The organism is Modestobacter sp. VKM Ac-2977, assembly GCF_026968045.1.
Classification (GTDB): Bacteria; Actinomycetota; Actinomycetes; order Mycobacteriales; family Geodermatophilaceae; genus Modestobacter.
Map to the genome: position 1 here is coordinate 193,135 of NZ_JAPVBQ010000004.1, position 15,547 is coordinate 208,681.

General features: G+C 72.7%; 17 protein-coding genes. 6 read left to right on the forward strand and 11 right to left on the reverse strand.

The annotated features are described in order from the left end of the window. Positions 1-112 precede the first annotated feature (112 nt). Positions 113-799, reverse strand: coding sequence for an endonuclease NucS (gene nucS / locus O2V63_RS17505; RefSeq protein ID WP_269168813.1), 687 nt, complete (start codon positions 797-799; stop codon positions 113-115). A 103-nt stretch (positions 800-902) separates the two neighbouring features. On the opposite strand from nucS, the gene O2V63_RS17510 reads away from it, so the two are divergent. The 4 genes from O2V63_RS17510 to O2V63_RS17525 all read left to right on the forward strand — a co-directional run bounded on the left by O2V63_RS17510 (position 903) and on the right by O2V63_RS17525 (position 4,426). Next, positions 903-1,802 (forward strand): hypothetical protein, encoded by a 900-nt coding sequence (locus O2V63_RS17510; RefSeq protein ID WP_269168814.1) that lies wholly within the window; start codon positions 903-905, stop codon positions 1,800-1,802. A gap of 137 nt (positions 1,803-1,939) precedes the next feature. Then, positions 1,940-2,590 (forward strand): DedA family protein, encoded by a 651-nt coding sequence (locus O2V63_RS17515; protein WP_269168815.1) that lies wholly within the window; start codon positions 1,940-1,942, stop codon positions 2,588-2,590. A 4-nt stretch (positions 2,591-2,594) separates the two neighbouring features. Beyond that, the gene (locus O2V63_RS17520; protein WP_269168816.1) at positions 2,595-3,326 is read left to right on the forward strand and encodes a YqjF family protein; all 732 of its coding nucleotides are present in this window, start codon (positions 2,595-2,597) and stop codon (positions 3,324-3,326) included. Positions 3,327-3,397: 71 nt separating this feature from the next. Continuing rightward, complete coding sequence (locus tag O2V63_RS17525) at positions 3,398-4,426, forward strand: Gfo/Idh/MocA family protein (RefSeq protein ID WP_269168817.1); 1,029 nt, start codon at positions 3,398-3,400, stop codon at positions 4,424-4,426. 55 nt (positions 4,427-4,481) lie between these two features. Here O2V63_RS17525 and O2V63_RS17530 read toward each other — a convergent pair whose 3' ends face one another. From O2V63_RS17530 to O2V63_RS17540, 3 genes are all read right to left on the reverse strand, one after another. Beyond that, positions 4,482-4,727 (reverse strand): helix-turn-helix domain-containing protein, encoded by a 246-nt coding sequence (locus O2V63_RS17530; RefSeq protein ID WP_036340139.1) that lies wholly within the window; start codon positions 4,725-4,727, stop codon positions 4,482-4,484. Then, positions 4,727-5,221: a DUF2975 domain-containing protein gene (locus O2V63_RS17535; protein ID WP_269168818.1), complete on the reverse strand. Its 495-nt coding sequence runs from the start codon at positions 5,219-5,221 to the stop codon at positions 4,727-4,729. Before O2V63_RS17535 ends, O2V63_RS17530 begins: the two co-directional genes overlap by 1 nt. A gap of 65 nt (positions 5,222-5,286) precedes the next feature. Next, entirely contained in the window at positions 5,287-7,296 is a 2,010-nt protein-coding gene (locus tag O2V63_RS17540; RefSeq protein ID WP_269168819.1) for a methylmalonyl-CoA mutase family protein, read from the reverse strand. A gap of 113 nt (positions 7,297-7,409) precedes the next feature. Here O2V63_RS17540 and O2V63_RS17545 point away from each other — a divergent pair, with 113 nt between their 5' ends. Then, entirely contained in the window at positions 7,410-7,730 is a 321-nt protein-coding gene (locus tag O2V63_RS17545; protein WP_269168820.1) for a hypothetical protein, read from the forward strand. A 9-nt stretch (positions 7,731-7,739) separates the two neighbouring features. Here O2V63_RS17545 and murA read toward each other — a convergent pair whose 3' ends face one another. Continuing rightward, a complete protein-coding gene (murA, locus tag O2V63_RS17550; protein WP_269168821.1) occupies positions 7,740-9,035 on the reverse strand; it encodes a UDP-N-acetylglucosamine 1-carboxyvinyltransferase in 1,296 nt (431 codons plus the stop codon). Between the two features lie 88 nt (positions 9,036-9,123). Here murA and O2V63_RS17555 point away from each other — a divergent pair, with 88 nt between their 5' ends. Beyond that, positions 9,124-9,729: a cob(I)yrinic acid a,c-diamide adenosyltransferase gene (locus O2V63_RS17555; protein WP_269168822.1), complete on the forward strand. Its 606-nt coding sequence runs from the start codon at positions 9,124-9,126 to the stop codon at positions 9,727-9,729. An 18-nt stretch (positions 9,730-9,747) separates the two neighbouring features. Here the strand turns inward: O2V63_RS17555 and O2V63_RS17560 are convergent, their stop codons facing one another. From O2V63_RS17560 to atpA, 6 genes are all read right to left on the reverse strand, one after another. Next, entirely contained in the window at positions 9,748-10,152 is a 405-nt protein-coding gene (locus O2V63_RS17560; protein ID WP_269168823.1) for a DUF2550 domain-containing protein, read from the reverse strand. A 50-nt stretch (positions 10,153-10,202) separates the two neighbouring features. Further along, entirely contained in the window at positions 10,203-10,592 is a 390-nt protein-coding gene (locus O2V63_RS17565; RefSeq protein WP_036340158.1) for a F0F1 ATP synthase subunit epsilon, read from the reverse strand. Between the two features lie 206 nt (positions 10,593-10,798). After that, positions 10,799-11,029: a hypothetical protein gene (locus O2V63_RS17570; protein ID WP_269168824.1), complete on the reverse strand. Its 231-nt coding sequence runs from the start codon at positions 11,027-11,029 to the stop codon at positions 10,799-10,801. Between the two features lie 352 nt (positions 11,030-11,381). Beyond that, positions 11,382-12,827, reverse strand: coding sequence for a F0F1 ATP synthase subunit beta (gene atpD, locus O2V63_RS17575; protein ID WP_036340163.1), 1,446 nt, complete (start codon positions 12,825-12,827; stop codon positions 11,382-11,384). 90 nt (positions 12,828-12,917) lie between these two features. After that, positions 12,918-13,886 carry a F0F1 ATP synthase subunit gamma gene (locus tag O2V63_RS17580; protein ID WP_269164689.1) on the reverse strand — a complete coding sequence of 323 codons (969 nt, stop codon included), beginning with the start codon at positions 13,884-13,886 and terminating at the stop codon, positions 12,918-12,920. A gap of 2 nt (positions 13,887-13,888) precedes the next feature. Then, entirely contained in the window at positions 13,889-15,526 is a 1,638-nt protein-coding gene (gene atpA, locus O2V63_RS17585) for a F0F1 ATP synthase subunit alpha (protein WP_164702310.1), read from the reverse strand. Positions 15,527-15,547: the final 21 nt, after the last annotated feature.

The following is a 15,547-nucleotide window of genomic DNA, read 5'->3' on the forward strand; positions in this document are numbered from 1 at the left end:
TCACGAGCAGTTTCGCACCAGCGCCCGACCCGGTCCCTACCGGCTGGTAGTTCGGCCCCGTCGCAAGGGCCCGCCGCGCGCGGAGCGGGTGGTGGGGGGTGACGGTGTCCTTCTAGAAGAGGCGCTGCGAGGGGTCGTCGGTGCCCTTGAGGACGGCGTAGTCGACGGTCAGGCAGTCGATGCCGCGGTCGGCGGCCAGCACCCGGGCCTGCGGCTTGATCTCCTGGGCGGCGAACACGCCCTTGACCGGGGCCAGCCGCGGGTCGCGGTTGAGCAGCTCCAGGTAACGGGTCAGCTGCTCGACCCCGTCGATCTCGCCGCGGCGCTTGATCTCCACGGCCACCGTCGCGCCGCCGGCGTCCCGGCAGAGCAGGTCGACCGGGCCGATCGCGGTCGGGTACTCGCGGCGCACCAGCGACCACCCCTCGCCGAAGGTCTCCACGTGCAGCGCGAGCAGCCGCTGCAGGTCGGCCTCCACGCCGTCCTTCTGCAGGCCGGGGTCGACGCCGAGGTCGTGCTTGGAGTCGTGCTCGACCGACTCGATGGTGATGATCAGCTGCTCGCCGGCCTTGTTGGTGACCGTCCAGGTGCCCGCTGTGCCGCCGTCCGGAGAGTCGGTCAGCTCCTCCTTGACCGAGCACGGCGGGCTCATCCAGTTCAGCGGCTTGTAGGCCCGGTCGTCGGCGTGGATCGACACCGAGCCGTCGGCCTTGACCAGCAGCAGCCGGGTGGCCGGCGGGAGGTGGGCGGTGAGCCGCCCGATGTAGTCCACGGAGCAGCGGGCAATGACCAGGCGCACGGACGACGACGCTACCGGCTGTCGGCGCCGCCCTCCGCACCGGCGGGGACCGGGCCCTGACCTGCCCGTGGAACCCCACGGGCAGCCGAGCCGTGTACTCCCTGTGCGGAACTCACCTGCCCTCCGTCCCGCCGCCGGCCTCGTGCTGGCGGTCTCGCTGCTGACCGCCTGCGCCGAACGGGGCGGGGCCGGGGCCGCGCCACCCGGACCGTCCAGCGAGACGCCGCCGGAGTCGGAGACGGTCGCGTTGCCGGAGGGCGAGGACGCGCTGGTGCTCCAGGTCGCCGACGTCGGCGGCTTCACGACCCCGGCGATGCTGGCCGCGCGGCTGCCGGTCGTGACCGTGTACGCCGACGGTCGGGTGATCACCCAGGGGCCGGTGCCGGCCATCTACCCGGGGCCGGCGTGGCCCAACGTGCAGGTCGACCAGGTGGACCAGGCCACCGTGCAGCAGCTCGTCACCCGGGCGCTGGACGCCGGCATCGCGGAGACCGGCGACCTCGGCTCCCCGCCGCTGGCCGATGCCACCTCCACCCGGTTCACCCTGGTCACCGAGGAGGGCAGGGTCACCCGGGAGGTCTACGCGCTGCGGGAGTCCCTGGGCGCCGGCGGGCTCACCGAGGAGCAGGAGGAGGCGCGGACGGAGCTGCAGGACCTGCTCGACGACCTGACCGACCTCGCCCAGACCACGGGCGCCGACGGCGAGGCGCCGGACCCCTACACCCCGGAGGCGGTCGCGGCGCTGGCCCAGCCGTGGACCGAGCCGGCCGACGAGCTGGCCCACCCGGAGCTGCCCTGGCCGGGGCCGGCACTGCCGGGTGAGCCGATCGCGCCGGGGGTGACCTGCGTGACCGCGACCGGCGAGGAGGCCCAGGCCCTCGCCGACGCCGCCCGGGACGCCACCACCGCGACCCCCTGGGTCGGCGCGGACGGCACGCGCTGGTCGATCACCTTCCGCCCGCTGCTGCCGCACGAGTCCGGCTGCGCCGACCTGACCGACTGACCGGCCCGGCCTCCGCCGGAAGACGGAGCGCCGTAGTCCTCTCGGGGGAGGCGGTCGAAGACCTGAGGGGGATGTGCGGCCCACCCCGCGCACGCCAGGCTCGGTCCCATGCCACGTCCACCCCTCGGCCGACGACCGTGACCGACGCCGTGCTCAGCTGGGTGCAGGAGCTCATGGCCTCGCCGTGGGTGTACCTGGTCCTGTTCTCGCTGGCCGCCCTCGACGGCTTCCTGCCCGTGGTGCCGGGCGAGAGCGTGGTGATCACGGCCGGGGTCTTCGCCGCCACCGGGCAGCCCGACCTGGCGCTGGTGGTCGCAGTGGCCGCGCTGGGCGCCTTCGCCGGCGACCACACCTCCTACCTGATCGGGCACCTGGCCGGCCCCCGGCTGTACGCGTGGGCCCGACCGGGGAGCCGGCGCCGGGCAGCGCTGGACCGGGCATCGCGATTGCTGGCCGCGCGCGGCGGCGTCCTGCTGGTCACCGCCCGGTACGTGCCGGGCCTGCGGACGGCGGTGACGCTGACCGCCGGGGCGGTGGGCTGGCCGCTGCGCCGGTTCACGCCCTTCGCCGCGCTGGCCGCCCTCACCTGGGCCGGCTGGTCGGCCGGCATCGGGTACGTCGGCGGGCTGGCCTTCGAACGCGACCCGCTCCGTGGCCTGCTGCTGGGCCTCGGTCTGGCCCTCGCCCTGGCTGCGCTGGGCGAGGGGGTCAGGTTCCTCCTGCACCGGCGACGGAGCTCCGGCGACGCGGCAACCGAGCGCGCCCCGGCGGAGGTGGGGGCAGGCTGACCGGGTGAGCACCGCCGAGAGCATCACCCCCACCACCCCGCGGCCGGTGGGCCGCACCGTCTTCACCCAGGGCTGGCGGGACGTCACCTTCCTGCACTGGGCCGTCGACCCGGCCCTGGTCGGCCCGCTGCTGCCGGCCGGCACCCGGCCCGACGAGCTGGACGGCGCGACCTACGTCGGCCTCATCCCCTTCCGGATGCGCCGGATCGGCCTGCTCGGGGCGCCGGGGCTGCCCTACCTCGGCTCGTTCGCCGAGACGAACGTGCGGCTGTACTCGGTCGACGCGCAGGGACGGCGGGGCGTGGTCTTCCGGTCGCTGGAGGCCGACCGGCTGCTGCCGGTGCTCGCCGCCCGCTGGGTCGCCCACCTGCCCTACCTGTGGTCCCGGATGCGGATCACCCGTGACGGCGACCAGCTCAGCTACCGGGCGACGCGTCGGTGGCCCGGGCCTCGGGGGGCCGGGGGCAGCATCGCCGTCCGGGTGGGCGCCCCGCTGCCCGACCCCGGCCCGCTGCCGCGCTTCCTCACCAGCCGCTGGGGGCTGCACCAGACCGCGCTGGGCCGGCTGGCCTACTGGCCGAACGAGCACCCGGAGTGGCCACTGCACGCCGCCGAGCTGCTCGACCTCGAGGACGACCTGGTCGCCGCCGCCGGCCTGCCCACGGTGGGCGGCGCCCCGGACAGCGTGCTCTTCTCCCCCGGCGTCGACGTCCGGTTCGGCCCGCGGCTGCGCTGACCGGCACGATGACCCGACACGATGACCCGGCACGCCCCGACGCGGCACACGACCCGAGGAGCACGAGACTGATGGAACCCGTTCGGTTCGGACTGGTGGGGTACGGCTTCGGCGGCCGGTACTTCCACGCCCCGCTGCTCGCCGCTGCGGTGGAGTGCGACCTCGTCGCCGTGGCGACCTCCTCGACCGAGCGCCGCGAGCTGCTCAGCCGGGAGCACCCGGGTGCGACCGTCGTCGGGTCCCTGGCCGAGCTGGCAGAGGCCGGCGTCGAGGCGGTGGCCATCTCCACACCCGCCGACACCCACACCGCGCTCACCGACGAGGCGCTCGACCTCGGCCTGGCCGTCGTCTGCGACAAGCCCTTCGCACTGGACGCCCCCTCCGCCCGGTCCAGTGCCGAGCGGGCCCAACGGCTCGGCCTGCCGTTGGCGCCGTACCAGAACCGCCGCTGGGACTCCGACTTCCGCACCGTCCAGGCCCTCGCCGCGGCCGGGACACTGGGCCGGATCACCCGGTTCGAGTCCCGGTTCGAGCGGTTCACGCCCGACCCCGGCCCGGCACCGTCCGGAGGCGGCACGCTGCTGGACTTCGGCAGCCACCTGGTCGACCAGGCGCTGGTGCTGCTCGGCCCGGTGACGTCGGTCTACGCCGAGTGGCGGGTGCGCGCCAACGGGTTGGACGACGACGTCTTCATCGCGCTGACGCACGCCGACGGGGCCCGCTCGCACCTGGCCGGCAGCTGGAGCGAGGGCGCGCCGGGGAACCGCTTCCGGGTCACCGGCACGGCCGGCAGCTACGTCGTCGGCGGGCCGATGGACGGCCAGGAGGACGCGCTGATCGCCGGGGAGACCCCGGCCACGCTCGGGCGGGACTGGGGCGCCGAGCCGGAGGCGCGCTGGGGCCGGGTCCGGCGGGGGGACCACGAGGACCGGGTGCCCACCCTGCCCGGCGCCTGGGACACGTTCTACCCGGCGTTCGCCGCCGCGGTCCGCGGTCTGGGCCTGGTGCCGGTCGAGCCGCGGGACGCCGTCGCCTCGCTCACCGTGCTCGACGCCGCCCGCCGCAGCGCGACCGAGGGCGTCGTCGTCCGGCTCGGGTGACGGCCGGGGCGACCCGCCGGTCGGTGACCGGGTCCGCATCGACCACGGACCCCGGTCACCGCCGGGCCGCCTGCACGGCCAACGGCTCGGCGTGGTCGTCCTCGACCCACTCGAGGAGGTCGCCGGGCTGGCAGTCCAGCACCCGGCACATCGCCTCCAGGGTGCTGAAGCGGACGGCCTTGGCCCGGCCGTTCTTCAGCACCGCGACGTTGGCCGGGGTGAGGCCGACCCGCTCGGCGAACTCCCCGACGCTCATCTTCCGCTTGGCCAGCTCGACGTCGATGCGCACGACGATCGCCATCAGATGACCGCTTCCATGTCGGTCCGCAGCGTGGTGGCCTGGAGCAGCAGGGCGCGCATGACCACCATCAGCAGCCCCACCACGGCCCCGACCAGCAGCAGCACCAGCAGGAGCACCGGCGGGCCCGGGTCGTCGCTGACCTCGTCGATGATGAAGTAGTACGAGCTCACGAAGGCGCCCAGGAGCATGAGCCAGCCGACGGCCATCGCCACCACGATCGCGTTGACCCACGGCAGCGAGCGCGCGCTGAAGATGCAGTCCGTCCGGACCATGGTCAGCAGCTGCCAGGTGCAGACGACGACGACCTGGACGCACGCCAGCCCCAGGACCGAGACCGCGAGCATCGTCCACCGCACGAGGGACTGCTCCAGCGACGGGGCGGCCAGGTCCGGCAGCATCCCGGGCACGGCCCAGATCTGGGCGGCGACGAGCGCGGCGAACACCAGCGCGAGCAGGAACCGGATCGGGAACAGCAGCGGATGCGCGGGCGACATGGATCGAGATTCGCCAGCTGTCGATCGATTGTCAATAGGCACGCCGGGTCGGCGACGTTCGTCCCTCAGACGGGCAGGGGCGCCGGGAGGCCGTTCGCCTCGCGGACGACGGCGACCACCTCGGCCATGATGTCGGTGATCCCGAAGTCCTTCGGCGTGAACACCCGGGCCACACCGAGGTCCCGCAACCGCCGGGCATCGCCGTCCGGGACGATCCCGCCGACCACGACCGGGACGTCGTCCAGGCCGGCCGCCCGCAGACCGTCCAGCACCGCCGGCACCACCTGCAGGTGCGATCCCGACAGCACCGACAGGCCGACCACGTGCACGTCCTCCTCGACGGCCGCGGAGACGATCTGCGCCGGGGTGAGCCGGATGCCCTGGTAGACCACCTCGAAGCCGGCGTCGCGGGCCCGGACGGCGATCTGCTCGGCACCGTTGGAGTGCCCGTCCAGCCCCGGCTTGCCGACCAGGAAGCGCAGCCGGCCGCCCAGCTCCGCGCCGGTGCGGCGGACCAGCTCGCGCACCTCGGTCAGGGTGGTGTCGGCGGCGCCGGCGCTCGCAGCGCCGACGCCGGTGGGCGCCCGGTACTCGCCGAACACCGCACGCAGCGCGCCGGCCCACTCCCCCGTCGTCACGCCGGCCCGGGCACAGCGCAGCGTGGCGGCCATGAGGTTCACGTCGGTGCCCGCGGCGGCGCGCAGCTCGGCGAGCGCCTCGGCCACCGGCCCGGGCGCCCGCTCGGCGCGCCACCGCTGCACCGCGGCCTGCGCCGCTGCCTCGACCGCCGGGTCGACGGTCTGGATCGCGGTCTCGAGGTCGGCCAGCAGCGGGTTGGGCTCGCTCGTCGTGTACCGGTTGACGCCGACGACGACGTCCTCGCCGCTCTCCATCCGGCGTCTCCGCTGGGCGAGCGAGGTCACCAGCTCGCCCTTCATGTAGCCGGACTCGACCGCGGCCACCGCGCCGCCCAGCTCCTGCACCCGGGCGATCTCCCCCCGGGCGCCCTCGACCAGCTCGGCGACCTTGCGCTCGACCACCACCGAGCCGGTGAACAGGTCCTCGTACTCCAGCAGGTCGGTCTCGAACGCGAGCACCTGCTGCAGCCGCAGCGACCACTGCTGGTCCCAGGGCCGGGGCAGGCCGAGCGCCTCGTTCCAGGCCGGCAGCTGCACCGCCCGGGCCCGGGCGTCGCGGGACAGCGTGACCGCGAGCATCTCCAGCACGATCCGCTGGACGTTGTTCTCCGGCTGCGCCTCGGTGAGCCCGAGGGAGTTGACCTGCACCCCGTACCGGAAGCGCCGCTGCTTCGGGTCGGTGACGCCGTAACGCTCGGCCGTCAGCTCGTCCCAGAGCTGGCCGAAGGCGCGCATCTTGCACATCTCCTCGACGAACCGCACCCCGGCGTTGACGAAGAAGGAGATCCGGGCGACGACGTCGCCGAAGCGCTCGGCCGGCACCTGGCCGGAGTCGCGCACCGAGTCCAGGACGGCGATCGCGGTGCTCATCGCGTAGGCGATCTCCTGCACCGGCGTGGCCCCGGCCTCCTGCAGGTGGTAGCTGCAGATGTTGATCGGGTTCCACCGCGGCATCGCCGTCACCGTGTAGGCGACCATGTCGGTGATCAGCCGCATGCTCTGCGCCGGCGGGAAGACGTAGGTCCCGCGGGAGAGGTACTCCTTGATGATGTCGTTCTGCGTCGTCCCGGCCAGCTGCGCGACGTCGTGGCCGTGCTCCTCCGCGACGGCCTGATAGAGCGCCAGCTGCCACATCGCTGTCGCGTTGATCGTCATCGACGTGTTCATCTCGTCCAGCGGGATGCCGTCGAACAGCGCCCGCATGTCGCCGATGTGCGTGACCGGCACCCCGACCTTGCCGACCTCACCGACGGCCAGCTCGTCGTCGGGGTCGTAACCGGTCTGGGTGGGGAGGTCGAAGGCGACGGACAACCCGGTCTGCCCCTTGGCGAGGTTCCGCCGGTAGAGGGCGTTGGACTCCGCGGGCGAGGAGTGGCCGGCGTAGGTGCGCATGACCCAGGGTCGGTCGCGGTCCTTCGGCGCTGAAGGGAACGGCATGCCAGCGGAGTGTAGGGCGGTTACTGGCCAGTAGCCACGGGTGTCCTCCAGCGGTGGCACACTCGGCTCCGGGCTCGCGGCCGGCCGGTCGCTCCCGCCGCAGGGAGGTCAGCGTGCCGATCGACGCCGGGAGCCTGCACTACGCCGTGGGCCCGGCTCTCGCCCTGGCCATGCTGGTGCTGATCGCGCTCTTCCTGCGCTGGGCCTTCGCCTCGGGCTCCTCGTCGGGCAAGCCGGTGCGGCGCGAGGAGCTGCTCACCCCGGTGGCCACGCTCACCCGCCGGGAGTCGGCGCTGGCCCTGCGGGCCGTGCTGAGCGACGCCGGCATCCGGTCCACGATCCGCGAGCCGGCCGCACACCGGGCCGACGTCCTCGTCTTCCCCGAGGACCTCGAGCGCGCTCGCACACTCGCGCTCTCCTTCGGCGGGCGCTGAGCGAGGACGTCAGTCGGGGCGCTGGGTCCGCTCGATCTGCACCCCCACGCCGCGCAGCTGTTCGATGAAGTCCGGGTAGCCGCGGTCGACGTGGTGCACGTCCTGCACCTCGGTGACGCCGTCGGTGAGGAGCCCGGCGAGCACCAGCCCGGCACCCGCGCGGATGTCGGTGGCCAGCACTGGAGCGCTGGAGAGCCGCTCCCGCCCCCGCACCACCGCGTGGTGACCGTCGATGCGCACGTCGGCCCCGAGCCGGACGAGCTCGTTGACGAACATGAACCGGCCCTCGAAGACGTTCTCGGTGATCAACGCGGTGCCGCTGGAGACCGCGGCGAGCGCCACGGCCATCGGCTGCAGGTCGGTCGGGAAGCCGGGGAACGGGAGCGTGACGATGTCCATGCCCCGTGGCCGGTCCGCCATCGCCACGCGCAGCCCGTCGTCCAGCGACTCCACGGTCGCCCCGGCGTTGACCAGCTTCTCCAGCGGCACGCTCAGGTGCTCGGCCACCGCCCGCTCGATCACCAGGTCGCCCCGGGTCATCACCGCGCCGATCGCCCAGGTCCCCGCCACGATGCGGTCCGGGACGGTGGAGTAGGCCACCGGCCGCAGCTCGCGTACTCCCTCCACGGTGATCGTGGAGGTACCGGCGCCCTCGATCCGGGCGCCCATCGCGCTCAGCATCCGGCACAGGTCGACGATCTCCGGCTCGCGGGCGGCGTTGTCCACGATCGTCGTCCCCTGGGCCAGTGCGGCAGCCATCACCAGGTTCTCGGTGGCGCCCACGGAGGGGAAGTCCAGCCAGATCGAGGTGCCGACGAGCTTGGGGGCGGTCGCGATCAGGAAGCCGTGCTCGTTGACCACGGTCGCGCCGAGCCGCTCCAGGCCGGCGATGTGCATGTCCAGCCCGCGGGAACCGATGGCGTCGCCACCGGGCAGGGCCACCTTGGCGGTGCCCAGCCGGGCCACCAGCGGGCCGAGCACGCTGATCGACGCACGCATCCGACGGACCAGGTCGTAGTCGGTCTCGGTGGAGGGCCGCTCGGGGACGTCGATCAGCACCCGCCCGCCGCCGCTCGGGCTGCCGCCGGGCTCCAGCGGGTAGCGCTCGAAGGTCACGCCACAGCCCAGGCGCCGCAGCACCTCGCTCATGATCGTGACGTCGAGGATGTCGGGTACCTCGTCCAGCGTCGTCCGGCCCGGGGCGAGCAGCGCCGCCGCCATCAGCTTGAGCGCGCTGTTCTTGGCACCGGTCACCCGGACGCGGCCACGCAGGGACGCCCCGCCGGTCACCTCGAAGCAGTCCACGCTGCCCAGCCTAGATGCGGCGGCGGATGTCGCCCGACGGGGCGCGGGGCTGGCACCTCGCCCCCTGGTCCGGCCTAGGCTCGGCACCATGACCGTCCGGCTGACCCGCATCTACACCCGCACCGGTGACGCCGGGCAGACCCACCTCGGGGACATGTCCCGGGTGGCCAAGACCGATCCGCGGCTGGTGGCCTACGCCGACGTCGACGAGACCAACAGTGCGATCGGGGTCGCCGTCGCGCTGGGCGGGCCGTCGGCCGAGGTCACCGAGCTGCTCCGCAGCGTGCAGAACGACCTCTTCGACGTCGGCGCCGACCTCTCCACCCCGATCCAGGAGGCGCCGGAGCACCCGCCGCTGCGGATCACCGCCGAGTACACCGAGCGGCTGGAGGCGGCCTGCGACACCGCCAACGCCGACCTGCCCGCGCTCACCTCGTTCGTCCTCCCGGGGGGCACCCCGCTCGCCGCACTGCTGCACACGGCGCGGACGGTGGCCCGGCGGGCCGAGCGCAGCGTGTGGGCGTTGCTGACGGTCGACGCGGAGCGGACCAACGAGGAGACCGCGCGGTACCTCAACCGGCTCTCGGACCTGCTCTTCATCCTCGCCCGCGCCGCCAACCCCGACGGTGACGTGCTGTGGGAGCCCGGCGCCCACAGCGGCGTCCACGCCCAGCGCGCGGCTCGCAAGAGCTAGGACCCCCGGGGTCCTTCTTCAGCGGTCGACCGGCGGGGCGGACTCGATCCAGGACAGGAACCCGGTGACCGTCGAGGAGTCCATCGCCAGCTCCTGCGGCCCTGCCCCGGTGCGGACGGTGAGGATGACGCTGTCGGCGGGCAGGGACAGGTCCTCGGCGGTCGGGCGACGCCGGGCGTCGACCTGGAACTGGGCGCGGCACAGGCGCCGGTTCGGCCGGACCGACAGCGACAACGCGCGGTACCAGAGCAGCATGTCGCCGGAGTACCAGGCCACGCCCACGGCCCACCGGGAGGTGCCGGGGGCGCGCAGCCACATGGTGACCGCGCCCAACCCGGAGAGCAGGAACCGCCGGCGCAGCAGGAAGGCGGCGACCAGCGCGACCAGCAACAGCCCGACGAGGACCAGGACGGCGGTGGTCACCGGGCGGGGCTCGTCGGCCGAGGGCGGGTCGGGACGGACTCAGGCGGCGGTCAGGCGTCCTGGCCGGCGGCGCGGAGCCGGGACTGGGCTCGCCTCGCGGCGGCGACGGCCTCTGGGTCGTCGCTGTCCTGCTCCGCGCGGCGGAGCGCCTCCCGGGCCCGCTCCACGTCGATGTCGGTGGAGATCTCGGCGGTCTCGGCCAGGATGGAGACCCCTCGCTCGGTCACCGAGAGGAAGCCACCGTGCGCGGCGACGACGAGGTCCTCCCCGGACTCCGTGCGGATCGTCACGACACCACCGGGAGCCAGTTCGCCCAGCAGGGGCGAGTGACCGGGCATGACACCGAGCTCACCCTCGGTCGTGCGGGCGATGACCATGCTGGCCTCACCGGACCAGAGCATCTTCTCCACGGCCACGAGCTCGACCTGCAGGGTCGCCACGTCAGTCCTCCAGGGTCATCGACCGCCCGTGCCAGGCCGGTGATGCGGGCCGCCGGTCCGGACGGACGCGGCAGCGGGTCCCTGACACTGTACCGGCGGCCGGGCCGCGGTCCCGCCACAGGCTGCCCGTCCTCCCCGGCCACCGCCCCGATCGAGGGAACTCGGCCCTGCCGACCACGTCGCGGGCCGGCGGGTGGTGGGTTCCGTCAGCAGACGGTGCGGCGGTAGACCACCGTCCAGCGCCCCAGCCGCAGCTGCGGGTGCCACACCACCGATGGCGGTGCCCACTCGGCCGTGTCGAACGGCTCGCTGTCCACGGGCAGCGGCGCGTACGGCGGCCAGCTCCACTCCAGGACGTCGTCAGGGAGCGGCCGGTCGTCGGCCTCCCTGGAAGGCCCCGGTGACAGCCGGCGTGTGCCGGGGACCAGGGAGGTCATTCTGGTGTGCACGAGTCGTACTCCTGTGCGTGACGCCCGCTGCTCGGACGTACCGGAGCACATGTTCGTCACCTGGCCGCCCGAACTTGAGGCCCTGCGCTCCCGGCCACTCGAACGGATGGCGTGCCGCCAGCACAGCGGCGCCGCGCGCACGCGGACCGTCACGGCCGGGAAGCGCCACGGCCGGGAAGCGCCACGGCCGGGAAGCGCAACGGCCGGGAAGCGCAACGGCCGGGAAGCGCAACGGCCGGGCACCCCCGAAGGGATGCCCGGCCGGGGCGAGGTGTTGGAACGGCCCCCTCGCAGCTCCCGTCGCGAGCGTGCGAGCGGCGGGGGGCGAGGGGGTCCTTCCTCAGCTCTTCTTGAGCTTGTCGTAGTTCCGCTCGAGGTCCTCGAGGCCACCGCACATGAAGAAGGCCTGCTCCGGGACGTGGTCGTAGTCGCCCACCGTCAGGGCCTTGAAGGCCTCCAGCGTCTCGGTCAGCGGGACGTAGGACCCGGGCTGCCCGGTGAACGCCTCGGCGACGAACATGTTCTGCGAGAGGAACCGCTCGATGCGACGGGCCCGGTTGACGGTGAGCTTGTCTTCTTCGCCGAGCTCGTCGATGCCGAGGATCGCGATGATGTCCTGCAGCTCCTGGTAACGCTGCAGGATCCGCTGGACCTCACGGGCGGTGTCGTAGTGCTCCTGCCCGATGTACTGCGCGTCGAGGATCCGACTGGTGGAGTCCAGCGGGTCGACGGCCGGGTAGATGCCCTTCTCCGAGATCGGCCGGGAGAGCACGGTCGTCGCGTCGAGGTGGGCGAACGTGGTGTGCGGCGCCGGGTCGGTGATGTCGTCGGCGGGCACGTAGATCGCCTGCAGCGAGGTGATGGACCGACCCCGCGTGGAGGTGATCCGCTCCTGGAGCGTGCCCATCTCATCGGCCAGGGTCGGCTGGTAGCCCACCGCGGAGGGCATGCGCCCCAGCAGCGTGGAGACCTCGGAGCCGGCCTGGGTGAACCGGAAGATGTTGTCGATGAAGAGCAGCACGTCCTGGTCCTGCTCGTCGCGGAAGTACTCCGCCATCGTCAGGGCGGACAGCGCCACGCGGAGCCGGGTGCCCGGCGGCTCGTCCATCTGACCGAAGACCAGTGCGGTCGAGTTGATGACGCCAGACTCGGTCATCTCGGTGATGAGGTCGTTGCCCTCACGGGTGCGCTCCCCGACGCCGGCGAACACCGACACACCACCGAACTCCTGGGCGACGCGACGGATCATCTCCTGGATGAGCACCGTCTTGCCGACGCCGGCACCGCCGAACAGGCCGATCTTCCCACCGCGGACGTAGGGGGTCAGCAGGTCGATGACCTTGATCCCCGTCTCCAGCAGCTCGGTACGACCTTCCAGCTGGTCGAACTTGGGCGCGTTGCGGTGGATCGACCAGTGCAGGGCGTCCTCGGCGTAGCCCGGGGTGTCCAGGCACTCCCCCAGGGCGTTGAACACGTGGCCGGTCACCACGTCGCCGACGGGCACCATGATCGGGGACCCGGTGTCGCTCACCGGCGCGCCGCGGACCAGACCGTCGGTCGGGGCCATCGAGATGGTGCGGACCACGTTGTCGCCCAGGTGCTGGGCGACCTCGAGGGTCAGCGTCTTGCCCAGGTCGGCGAGGGTGACCTCGACCTTGAGGGCGTTGAAGAGCTCGGGCATCGCGTCGCGGGGGAACTCGACGTCGACGACCGGGCCCGTGACCCGGACGACGCGGCCTGCGCCGACGGTCTCCTGGCTGGACGGACGTTCCTCGGTGACGGTCATCTGTGCTGCTCTCCTGCCCTCGGGCTCGGTGGTCTCGCGTCTTGATGGTCCCCGTCCGCGGCGGTCGGTGCCGCGGACGGGGCGGGTGGCTCAGTCGTCGGCGTTGGCCGACACGAGTGCGTCAGCACCGCCGACGATCTCGCTGATCTCCTGGGTGATCTCCGCCTGGCGGGCCGCGTTGGCCTGCCGGGAGAGGTTCTTGGCCAGCTCCTCGGCGTTGTCCGACGCCGACTTCATCGCCCGGCGGCGCGACGCCGACTCCGAGGCAGCCGCCTCGAGCAGCGCCGCGTAGATCCGGGTGGTCACGTACTTCGGCAACAACGCGTCCAGCAACTGCTCGGGGGACGGCTCGAACTCGTACGACGGCGTGATGTCGGAGCTGCGCGACTCCTCGACCTGTGCGTCGCGGTCGTCCCGCAGCTCGTCGACCTCCTCCACGACCAGTGGCGCCATCCGGTTGGCCACCGGCACCTGGGAGAGCAGGGACCGGAACTCGGTGTAGACGATGTGCAGTTCGTCCACGCCGAGCACGTCGTCGGCACCGCCGCCGGTCTCGTCGTCGTCCTCACCAGCGGTGAAGGCGGCGATGAGGGTGCGGCCGATGTCCTGCGCGTTCTCGTACCCGGGCTGCTCGGAGAACCCGCTCCAGGTCTCCTCCACGTCCCGGTCGCGGAACCGGTAGTACGTCTCGCCCTTGCGGCCGACGACGTAGAGCAGTGGCTCCTTGCCCTCGTCACGGAGCAGGGCGAGGAGCTCCTCGGTCCGCCGCAGCACGTTGACGTTGTACGAACCGGCGAATCCACGGTCGGAGGTGACCACCAGGACGGCGACCCGCCGGGGGTTCTCCCGGTCGGTCAGCAGCGGGTGGTCCAGGCTCGCCGAGCCCGCCAGCGCCGACAGCACGCGGGTGATCTCCCGGGCATAGGGCTTGGAGGCCTCCACCCGGGCCTGGGCACGGACGATGCGTGCGGCAGCGATCAGCTCCTGAGCCGAGAAGATCTTCTTCGTCGACTGGGTGGAGCGGATCCGGCGGCGCAGCGCGCGGAGGGAACCAGCCATCGTCAGCCGGCCCGCTTGACCTGGACGGTCTCCTGGCCCCGCTCACGAGCGTCCATGGCCTCGGCCTCGGGCTCGTTGCCCCGGAGTGACTCACCCTCGGAGGTGGTGAACTGGCCGTAGAACGTCTCGACCGAGGACTCCAGGCTGGCGACGGTGTCGTCCTCGAGCTTCTTGGAGGTCCGGATCGAGTCGAAGACGATGCTGTCGCCCCGGCCCAGGAAGTCGAGGAACTCGGCCTCGAAGCGACGCACGTCCGGCACCGGCACGCGGTCCAGCTTGCCGGTGGTGCCCAGCCACAGCGAGACGACCTCGCGCTCGACCGGGTACGGCGAGTACTGGCCCTGCTTGAGCAGCTCGACCAGACGCTGACCTCGCTCCAGGGTCGCCCGGCTGGAGGCATCCAGGTCGGAGGAGAAGGAGGCAAAGGCCTCCAGCTCACGGAACTGGGCCAGGTCCAGACGCAGTCGGCCGGCGACCGACTTCATCGCCTTGATCTGCGCCGAACCGCCCACCCGGGACACCGACACGCCGACGTTGATCGCCGGGCGCACACCGGAGTTGAAGAGGCCGGTCTCCAGGAAGATCTGGCCGTCGGTGATCGAGATGACGTTGGTCGGGATGTAGGCCGAGACGTCGTTGCCCTTGGTCTCGATGAGCGGCAGCCCGGTCATCGAACCCGCGCCCAGCTCGTCGTTCAGCTTGGCGCACCGCTCCAGCAGGCGGGAGTGCAAGTAGAAGACGTCGCCGGGGTAGGCCTCACGGCCCGGCGGGCGGCGCAGCAGCAGCGAGACGGCGCGGTAGGCCTCGGCCTGCTTCGACAGGTCGTCGAAGACGATGAGGACGTGCTTGCCCTCGTACATCCAGTGCTGGCCGATGGCCGAGCCGGTGTAGGGGGCGATGTACTTGAAGCCGGCGGCCTCGGAGGCGGGGGCCGCGACGATGGTGGTGTACTCCATCGCGCCGGCGTCCTCGAGCGCGGCCTTGGTCGCCGCGATCGTCGAGCCCTTCTGGCCGACCGCCACGTAGATGCAGCGCACCTGCTGGGCCGGGTCACCGGTCGCCCAGGCCTGCTTCTGGTTGATGATCGTGTCCAGCGCGATCGCCGACTTGCCGGTCTGCCGGTCGCCGATGATCAGCTGACGCTGGCCGCGACCGATCGGCGTCATGGCGTCGATCGCCTTGATGCCGGTCTGCATCGGCTCGTGCACCGACTGCCGCTGGACCACGGTCGGCGCCTGCAGCTCGAGGGCGCGCCGGGTGGTGGTCTCGATCGGGCTGCCGCCGTCGATGGCGTTGCCCAGCGGGTCGACGACCCGGCCGAGGAAGCCGTCGCCGACGGGGACCGAGAGGACCTCGCCGGTCCGGCGGACCGTCTGGCCTTCCTCGATGCCGGAGAAGTCACCCAGGATGACGACGCCGACCTCGCGCACGTCGAGGTTCAGGGCCAGGCCACGCACGCCGCCCTCGAACTCGAGCAGCTCGTTGGTCATGACCGAGGGCAGGCCCTCGACCCGGGCGATCCCGTCGCCGGACTCGGTGACGACCCCGACCTCTTCCCGGGAGACGTCCGGGGTGTAGTCGGTGACGTAGTTCTGGATGGCACTGCGGATCTCGTCCGCGGAGATCGTCAGCTCGGCCATGGCTCTGCGTCCTCTTCCTGC